9 protein-coding genes and 1 rRNA gene are annotated in these 8,543 nt (G+C 75.0%); 9 read left to right on the top strand and 1 reads right to left on the bottom strand.

Annotated features, from left to right (window positions below):
• Together rrf and ABD091_RS20205 are read left to right on the top strand one after the other, a co-directional pair.
• A 5S ribosomal RNA gene (gene rrf / locus ABD091_RS20260) occupies nt 1–73 on the top strand; the annotation flags it as partial.
• Nucleotides 74–247: 174 nt separating this feature from the next.
• Nucleotides 248–616: a single-stranded DNA-binding protein gene (locus ABD091_RS20205; protein WP_343921835.1), complete on the top strand. Its 369-nt coding sequence runs from the start codon at nt 248–250 to the stop codon at nt 614–616.
• Here ABD091_RS20205 and ABD091_RS20200 read toward each other — a convergent pair.
• On the bottom strand, nt 591–1,712 hold the full coding sequence (locus ABD091_RS20200) for a DUF1015 family protein (protein ID WP_343921834.1): 1,122 nt from the start codon (nt 1,710–1,712) through the stop codon (nt 591–593). The two genes, ABD091_RS20205 and ABD091_RS20200, sit on opposite strands and share 26 nt — an antisense overlap.
• Before the next feature lie 50 nt (nt 1,713–1,762).
• Between ABD091_RS20200 and ABD091_RS20195 the strand changes: the two genes are divergently transcribed.
• Genes ABD091_RS20195 through ABD091_RS20165 form a run of 7 tightly spaced genes read left to right on the top strand, consistent with a single transcriptional unit; the run spans nt 1,763 to nt 8,543 of the window.
• A complete protein-coding gene (locus tag ABD091_RS20195) occupies nt 1,763–2,776 on the top strand; it encodes an HAD-IIA family hydrolase (protein WP_343921833.1) in 1,014 nt (337 codons plus the stop codon).
• A gap of 9 nt (nt 2,777–2,785) precedes the next feature.
• Complete coding sequence (locus ABD091_RS20190) at nt 2,786–2,953, top strand: hypothetical protein (protein WP_343921832.1); 168 nt, start codon at nt 2,786–2,788, stop codon at nt 2,951–2,953.
• Nucleotides 2,954–2,960: 7 nt separating this feature from the next.
• Nucleotides 2,961–3,803: a TlyA family RNA methyltransferase gene (locus ABD091_RS20185; protein WP_343921831.1), complete on the top strand. Its 843-nt coding sequence runs from the start codon at nt 2,961–2,963 to the stop codon at nt 3,801–3,803.
• Nucleotides 3,800–4,771, top strand: coding sequence for an NAD kinase (locus ABD091_RS20180; RefSeq protein ID WP_343921830.1), 972 nt, complete (start codon nt 3,800–3,802; stop codon nt 4,769–4,771). The genes ABD091_RS20185 and ABD091_RS20180 overlap by 4 nt, the downstream gene beginning before the upstream one ends.
• Nucleotides 4,768–6,462, top strand: a complete 1,695-nt coding sequence (gene recN / locus ABD091_RS20175; protein ID WP_343921829.1) for a DNA repair protein RecN — start codon at nt 4,768–4,770, stop codon at nt 6,460–6,462. Before ABD091_RS20180 ends, recN begins: the two co-directional genes overlap by 4 nt.
• 57 nt (nt 6,463–6,519) lie before the next feature.
• Nucleotides 6,520–7,692 (top strand): putative cytokinetic ring protein SteA, encoded by a 1,173-nt coding sequence (steA, locus tag ABD091_RS20170; protein ID WP_343921828.1) that lies wholly within the window; start codon nt 6,520–6,522, stop codon nt 7,690–7,692.
• On the top strand, nt 7,689–8,543 hold the full coding sequence (locus ABD091_RS20165; RefSeq protein ID WP_343921827.1) for a copper transporter: 855 nt from the start codon (nt 7,689–7,691) through the stop codon (nt 8,541–8,543). The genes steA and ABD091_RS20165 overlap by 4 nt, the downstream gene beginning before the upstream one ends.

Genomic DNA, 8,543 nt, shown 5'->3' with positions numbered 1-8,543 from the left:
CCCGGAAGTTAAGCCGTTCAGCGCCGATGGTACTGCAGTCGCGAGGCTGTGGGAGAGTAGGACGCCGCCGGACAATTCTTCGATCGAGGGCGACCCCTGTGGGGGTCGCCCTCGATCTCATTTGCAGCGTTCTCACGCCGGCTGTCGTCCACAGCACCCCCGCTCGGGCTGCTTCTCCACAGGCGTGGCCGCGCGGCGCCACGGCTGTCGGCCCCGTGGACCACGCTCGTGGGCGAGGTGATGAGTGATGACGAAGAAGACCGTGACAGACGCTCCGGTGGCCGGCGGCTTGGCGACCGACAACGAGGTCCGGCTCGTGGGCCGCCTGTCGGCAGCTCCGGAGCAGCGGACGTTGCCGAGCGGCGACGAGATCTGGACGTTCCGTCTCGTCGTGCCGCGGACGCGACCACAGGGTCGCCAGACCGTGGACGTGCTCGAGTGCGTCGCGTGGTCGGCCCGGACCAGGCGGAGCGTGGCGTGCTGGTCCGAGGGCGACCACGCCGAGGTCAGCGGCGCGTTGCGGCGTCGATTCTACCGGGCGGGTGGCGCCACGCAGTCGCGGGTGGAGGTCGAGGTCGACAGGGCTCGACTCATCCGTCGAGCAGTGAGCGCATGAGGACGCCGAGGCTCGGCTTGGGCTGGAACGACGTGGCCTTCTCCGGCAGCAGCCGGTGTGACGACACGATCCGGTCCACGAGGTCGAAGTCGGGGGCAGGCATCAGCACCGCCAGCTGCTGACCGCGTGCGACCCGTTCGAGGGCGTCGTCGACGGAGTGGTGGTAGCCGACCACGTGCGGCCCCTGCAGCCGGGGCAGCACGTCCTCATGGAGGACCTGCACCGCGGCGCGCTCGGTGAGGGCGCCGAGGTCGAGGCGTGCCCACGCGGCTCCATCGGTCACCGCGAGCGTGGTGGGGCTCAGCGCGGCCAGCGCCGAGGCCTCGGTCGTGGCGGTGAGGGTGCCGGCCGGGCCCACGGCTCGCGCCAGGTCGTCGAGGTCCGTCCGGCTGATCGTCCGGTGGATGGCGCCGAGGTGGAGCGGGGTGTCGTCCTGGTCGACGAGCATCGCGAGCCCGAGGTCGGCGGCGGTCCCCGGGCGCTGCTCGTGAAGTGCGACGTAGGCCGCGTAGCGGTGGTGGCCGTCGGCGATCAGCGGCCGTGAGGAGGCCAGGTGCTCGGCCAGCTCGGTGAGGAGGGAGCCGTCCCGGACGGCCCACACCCGGTTGTGGCGCTCGGCGCGGTCGACGTACTCCTGCCAGGGGCTGTCGGTCATGATGCGGCCGATCAGGTCGCGGACGGCGCCGGGACCCCGGTGCACGAGGAGGATCGGCGCGGGGTTCAGCTCCATCTCGCCCATCCGGGCGGCGAGGTCGGCAGCCTGGTCCTGGTGGACGCCTTCGTGGGGCAGGACCACGCGCTCCGCAGCTCCGGCCCGGGACACGTCCAGGGCGCCCACGAGGCCGCGCACCGTCAGCGCCCCCACGGTGTACTCGTGGAGGTAGAGCGCCGCCTCCCGGTCGCGGACCACGTGGCCCTGCGCCTCCCAGCGCTCGAGCCGCGCGGCGACGTCACGGTAGGGGCGCGCGAAGGCCCGCGCCGAGGCCGGGTCACCCACGCGCTGCGCGGAGAGCGCGAGGCCGCGGAACGGACGGAGCGCGAACGAGGTCGGTCCGGCGGTCGCAGTGGGCGGTTGACCCGAGGCGCCGGCGTGCATCCGGTCATCGTAGGGTGCCGTGGCAACGCTCGACGCGGGGAGGTGGCCAGGTGCGGGACAGCGACGGCAGACCCCTGGTGGACCTCTACGACCTCACCATGCTCGACCTCGACGGCGTGGTCTACGTCGGCGACCGGGCGGTGCCGGGCGCCGCGGGCCACCTCGCGGACGTGCGGCGGGCTGGTGCCCACGTCGCGTTCGTCACCAACAACGCGTCGCGGTCGCCCGCCGCGGTCGCCGAGAAGCTCACCGACCTCGGGGTGGCGGCCGAGCCCGGTGACGTGGTCACCTCGTCCCAGGCGGCGGCCCACCTGCTGCTCGAGCAGCACGGCGCCGGCGCCACTGTGGCCGTCCTCGGCGCCGCCGGCCTGCGGGAGGCACTCGAGGAGGCCGGGCTCGCGCCGACCGTGGTCGACGACGACGCTGCCGTCGCGCTGGTGACGGGCTTCGGCCCGGACGTGGTGTGGCACGAGGTGATGCACGCGGCCGTCCGGATCCGGGGTGGGCTCCCGTGGGTGGCCAGCAACGCCGACCTGACCTTTCCGTCGTCCATCGGGCTCGCGCCGGGCCACGGCGCCCTGGTCGGGCTGCTCTCCCGCTTCGCCGACGTCGAACCGGTGGTGGCGGGCAAGCCGCAGCGACCGCTGCTGGACGAGACGGTCCGGCGCGTCGGCGGCGAGCGGCCGCTCATGGTGGGGGACCGGCTCGACACCGACATCGAGGGGGCCCACGAGGCCGGGGTCGACTCGTTGCTCGTGCTCACCGGCGTGACCGGCCTCGCTGAGCTGGTGGCTGCCCCCGCCCGCCACCGGCCGACCTTCCTCGCCCCCGACCTCGCAGGGCTGTTGTCGGCGCACCCGTCCCCGGCCCGCGACGACGGGACGTGGCGCTGCGGTGGCTGGGGCGTCGAAGTCTCCGGAGGACGGCTGGACGTGCGTGGCGACGGCGACGACGCCGATTGGTGGCGTGTCGTCGCCGCCGCCGCGTGGGAGCACCTCGACACCGCGGGGACGCCGGTCGACGCCGGGGGACTGGTGCCGCCGGAGCAGGCCCGGGAGGGGTAGCCTGCGGCCATGACCGAGGCCCACTTCGAGGACGAGCCGGTGACGACCGGCGTCGCCGAGGTCGACCAGGTGCTCAGCGCCGTCGCCGACCTCGACCCCGCCGACGTCGCGAGCCACCCCGCGGTGTTCGAGCAGGCCCACGAGCAGCTGCGCCGGGCCCTCGACGGCTCCGCCTGAGCCCGCAGTGCCACCCCGCCGCCTGCGGCTGGACGCGGAGCTGGTCCGACGCGGCCTGGCCCGGTCCCGCGACCACGCCAGCGAGCTGATCGCCGCCGGCCGCGTCACGGTGTCCGGCGGGCGGGCGACCAAACCCGCGACCGGGGTGACCACGGACGTCGCCATCGTCGTGGCCGACGATCCGGATCGTCCCGACTACGTCTCCCGTGGCGGGCACAAGCTCGCCGGAGCGCTGGCGGCGTTCGCTCCCGGTGGCCTGCGCGTGAGCGGGCGCCGCTGCCTCGACGCGGGGGCGTCGACCGGCGGGTTCACCGACGTGCTGCTGCGGGCCGGCGCCCGCGAGGTCGTGGCCGTCGACGTGGGCTACGGCCAGCTCGCGTGGTCGCTGCAGAGCGACGAGCGGGTGCGCGTGCACGACCGCACGAACATCCGTGACCTGACCCCGGACCTGATCGGTGGGCCGGTCGACGTGGTCGTGGGTGATCTCTCGTTCATCTCGCTCACGCTGGTGCTCGACGCCCTGCTCGGTGTGACGGCCGACGACGGGGACCTCGCGCTCATGGTCAAGCCGCAGTTCGAGGTCGGCAAGGACCGGGTCGGCAAGGGCGGCGTCGTGCGCGACCGCGACCTGTGGGTCGAGGCCGTGGCCGACGTAGCCGCGGCAGCCGGGTCGCGCGGCTGGGGAACCCGCGCCGTCGCGCCGTCGCCGCTGCCGGGCCCCTCCGGGAACGTCGAGTTCTTCCTCTGGCTCCGCCGCGGGGAGGGCACCCTGCCCACCGACGAGCGGGACGCCGTGGTCCGCGCGGGCGTCGACGACCTGTCCGGGCCGGGTGAGAAGGTGGGTTCGTGACCCAGCTCGACGACCACGCTCCCGACCCGGCGGAGACCCGTCGCGTCCTGCTGCTCGCCCACACCGGGCGGGCGGAGGCCCGCGAGGTCGCGCGCGCCTTCGTCGAGTCGCTCAGCGGCCACGGTGTCCACGTGCGGCTCATGTCCCAGGAGGCTGCTGACCTCGACCTCGTGCCCGACCGCGACGGACTGCTGGTGGAGGTCGTCGACGGCGAGCCCGACGCCGGGCACGGATGCGAGCTCGCGGTCGTCATCGGTGGCGACGGGACGATCCTGCGGGCGGCCGAGATCACCCACGACAGCGGCACGCCCGTGCTCGGCATCAACCTCGGCCACGTCGGCTTCCTCGCCGAGGCCGAGGTCGACGCGGTCGACACGACCATCCAGGCCATCGTCGACCGGCGCTACACCACCGACGACCGGCTCACGCTCGACGTGCGCGTCACCCAGGACGGCGAGGTCGTGTGGCGGTCCTTCGCCCTCAACGAGGCGAGCGTCGAGAAGGCGGCTCGCGAGCGGATGCTCGAGGTCGTCCTCGAGATCGACGACCGCCCTCTCTCCCGGTGGGGGTGTGACGGCGTCGTCTGCGCCACCCCGACCGGGTCCACCGCCTACAGCTTCAGCGCCGGCGGACCCGTCGTCTGGCCGGGTGTCGAGGCGGTGACGGTGGTGCCGCTCAGTGCTCACGCCCTCTTCGCGCGACCACTCGTGGTGGCGCCCACGTCCGTCGTGGCGATCGAGGTCCTGACGCGCAGCGACGGCGCCGGCGTCCTGTGGTGCGACGGCCGGCGGACGGTCGACCTCCCGCCCGGCGCCCGGATCGAGGTCCGCAGCGGGGCGACCCCGGTGCGCCTGGTCCGGTTGCACCAGGCCCCGTTCACCGATCGCCTGGTCGCCAAGTTCGACCTGCCCGTGGCCGGCTGGCGCGGCGCCGGTGAGCGACGACGGCGCGAGGGGGACCCGCGGTGATCGAGGAGATCCGGATCGGCTCCCTGGGGGTCATCGACTCCTCCGTGCTGGAGCTCGGGCCCGGCCTGACCGTGATCACGGGTGAGACCGGTGCAGGCAAGACGATGATCGTGACGGCCCTCGGCCTGCTCCTCGGCGGACGGGCTGACAGCGGCGCGGTCCGCACGGGTGCGCGCACCGCGCGGGTGGAGGGCACCGTCCTCAGCGGCGCCGTCCCGGGACTCGACGGAGCGGTCGACGAGGCGGGGGGAGAGGTCGAGGAGGGCCGCGTCGTCCTGGCTCGGACGGTGAGCGCGGAGGGTCGCTCACGCGCGTTCGTCGGTGGCGCCTCGCTGCCGGTGAGCAGGCTCGCCGAGATCGCCGCGCCGCTCGTCGCGGTCCACGGCCAGTCCGACCAGCACCGCCTGCTCCAGCCGCGCGCCCAGCGCGAGGCCCTCGACCGCTTCGCCGGCGACCCGGTCGCGACCGCCCTGACCCGCTACCGGGAGCTCCACGCGGCGCTGCGCGCGACCGAGCGCGAGCTCGACGACGTCACCTCCCACGCCCGCGACCGTGCCCAGGAGGCCGACCTGCTGCGCTTCGGCCTCGGCGAGGTCGAGGCCGTCGATCCGCAGCCGGGGGAGGACTCCGACCTCGCGGCGGAGGAGGCACGCCTCGGCCACGCCGACACGCTCCGCCTCGCGGCCGAGACCGCGCGCAGCGCCCTGTCCGGCGACGGTGACCAGCCGGACGCGGTCGGCGCCGTGGCCGCCGCCCGCACGGCGCTCGAGGGGGTGCGTGAGCACGACGCGGAGGCGGCAGCGCTCGCGGACCGGGTGGCCGAGCTCAGCTACCTGCTCGCCGACCTCGGCGCCGACGTGTCGGCCTACGCCAGCGCCGTCGACACCGACCCGGCGCGGCTCGCCCACGTCTCCGACCGGCGGGCCGCGCTGACCGCGCTGACCCGCAAGTACGGCGAGACCGTCGACGAGGTGCTCGCCTGGCAGCAGCGGTCGGCCGAGCGGTTGCTCGCGCTCGACGGGACCGACGAGCGGATCGAGGAGCTCCGCGCCGAGCGCGACCGGGTCCACGCCGACCTCAGCGCCGTGGCGAGTCAGCTGACCACCGCGCGCACGGCGGCGGCGCAGGTGCTCGGGGCCGCGGTGACCGAGGAGCTTGCCGACCTCGCGATGCCGCACGCCCGTGTCGAGGTCGTCGTGACCGAGCGCGAGGAGCTCGGCGCGTCGGGTCGCGACGAGGTCGAGCTGCGGCTTGCCGCCAACGTCGGCGCGGACGCGCGCCCGCTCCACAAGGGCGCCTCGGGGGGTGAGCTCTCACGCGTGATGCTGGCGCTGGAGGTGACGCTCGCGGCCACCGGCACCGTCCCCACCTTCGTGTTCGACGAGGTCGACGCCGGAGTGGGCGGGGCCGCCGCGGTCGAGGTGGGCCGCCGCCTGGCCCGGCTCGCCCGCAGCGCCCAGGTCCTGGTGGTGACCCACCTCCCGCAGGTGGCGGCCTTCGCCGACCGCCACGTCGTGGTGGCCAAGACCGACGACGGGTCGGTGACCAGCTCGGGCCTGACGCTGCTCGACGACGCCGCCCGGGAGCGCGAGCTGTCGCGGATGATGGCCGGCCTCTCCGGGTCCGACACGGCGCTCGCCCACGCCCGCGAGCTGCTCGACACGGCCCAGCCCGCACGCGCCGGAGGCTGACGCGCCGAGCGCCCGCGGTTGCCGCGGCGGGCCGGTCCGGACTGAAATCATGGGGCGGTGCCAGTTCGCAACCGTTCCAGCGCGCTGCCCGGGCTGACCGGGACCGTGCGCGTCGAGCGCCGTCCCCGGGTGCTGCTGCCGCGGCTCCGTCCCGGCGACGTCGCTGTCATCGACCAGCTCGACCTCGACCGCGCCACCGCCCAGGCACTGGTCGATGCACGCGTGTCCGCCGTGCTCAACGTCTCGCCCTTCCTCTCGGGACGCTATCCGGCGCTCGGGCCGACGGTGCTGGCCGAGGCGGGCGTGCTCCTCGTCGACCGGCTCGAGGGCGCGGAACGGATCAGCGACGGCACGCGGGTGCGCCTGCACGACGAGGTCGTCTACGTCGGCGGCGAACCGGTGGCCATGGGCCGCGGCGTGGACCTGTCCGTGCTCGAGTCGGAGATGGGCGCGGCCCGCAGCGGGCTCGGAGCCCAGATGCAGTCGTTCACCCACAACAGCGTCGAGCTGCTCCGGCGCGAGGAGGGCCTGCTCATCCACGGAGAAGGGCTGCCCCGGCTCGGTACCCGGCTGGGTGGCCGTCCCGTCGTGGTCGTCGTCGGTGAGCACGACCAGCGCGCGCGGTTGAAGCAGCTCAAGCCCTTCCTCAAGGAGCGCCGTCCGGTGCTCGTGGGCGTCGACGGCGGCGCGGACGCCCTGCGCCGTGCCGGCCACCGCCCGGACGTGGTGGTCGTGGGCGGCGGTCGCGGCGACGCCGAGCTGCCGTCGGCCGCTGCCCTGCGCGCGGCCCACGACGTGGTGGTCCGCGTGGACCGTGGCGAGCGGCTCCCCGTCGACCAGCTCGAGCGGCTGGGGGTCAGGTACCACCGGGTCGAGACGTCCCTGGCCACCGAGGATGTCGCGCTGCTCGTGGCCGATGCCGGCGAGGCGTCGGTGATCGTCGGGGTCGGCACCCACGCCACGCTGGACGACCTGCTCGACCGGCAGCGGACGGGGCTGGCCAGCGCCTACCTCACCCGGCTGCGCAGCGGTCAGCGGCTGGTCGACGCCGCGGCGGTGCCGACCCTCTACTCCGGCCGCGTGCGGCCGCGCCACGTGCTGCTGACGCTGCTGGTCTGCGTGGTCGCCCTCGCGGCCGCCATCGCGACCACCCCGGTCGGCCAGGAGTGGGTCACGTCGCTGGTCGACGGCGCCCGGTCGGTGCTCGCCGAGCAGGGGTGGTTGCCATGAGTGCCGTACGCCGCCACCTCACCCTCGTCGCCGCCCTCGTCCTCGTGCTGGCCATCGGCATCGCGCTGGGCGCCGGGCCGTTGAGCCACGAGCGGCTGCTGCCGACCGCGGCCGCGCCGGTGCCGACCGCACCCGAGGGTGTCGCCGGGCCGGAGGCGGACGCCGTCGCGGCCGAGGTCGCTCCTGCACTGCTCCGCGGCAGGCTGGCCGGCCGCGGCGTCGCACTGCTCTCCACCCCGGGGGTCGGCCGCGACACCCTGACGGCGCTGGCCGACGACGTGGAGCGCGCGGGCGGCACCGTCACGGCACGCTGGTCAGCCGGCAGGTCGCTGGTGGGGCCGGGGGAGAAGACCCTCGTCGACACGTTGGGCGAGCAGCTCCTCGAGCAGCTCGACGGTCGCGGTGCCGACGCCGACTCGGCATCCTACGACCGGATGGGCCAGCTGGTGGCGACCGCGATCGCGACCAGGACGCCCGAGGGTGCCGTGGCCGGCCCGGACGCACTGACGGTCCGTCAGTCGCTGGACGCCGCGAGCCTCCTGCGCGTTGACCGCGACGAGCCGCGACGCTCGCCCCTGCTGCTCGTCGTGCTTGGCGACGACCTCGACGACCACGTGGTCGAGGGACTCGTGACAGGTCTCGTCGCGCGGACGTCCGGGGTGGTGGTGGCCGGGTCCGAAGGGGCCGCGGACCTCGACGTGCTGGCCTCCGCGGAGAGGCTCACCACGGTCGACGGGGTCGAGGGCGAGCTCGGTCGGCTGGCTGCCGTGCTGGCTCTGTCCCGGGTCGAGGACCAACCCGGCGGTTCCTTCGGTGCGTCGGGTTCGGACTCTGCCCTGCCGCTCGGGTAG

The sequence above is a fragment of the Nocardioides aestuarii genome (assembly GCF_039527245.1).
GTDB lineage: Bacteria > Actinomycetota > Actinomycetes > Propionibacteriales > Nocardioidaceae > Nocardioides > Nocardioides aestuarii.
The sequence above is the reverse complement of the archived record's forward strand: the minus strand, read 5'-3'. Positions and strand labels throughout refer to the sequence as shown.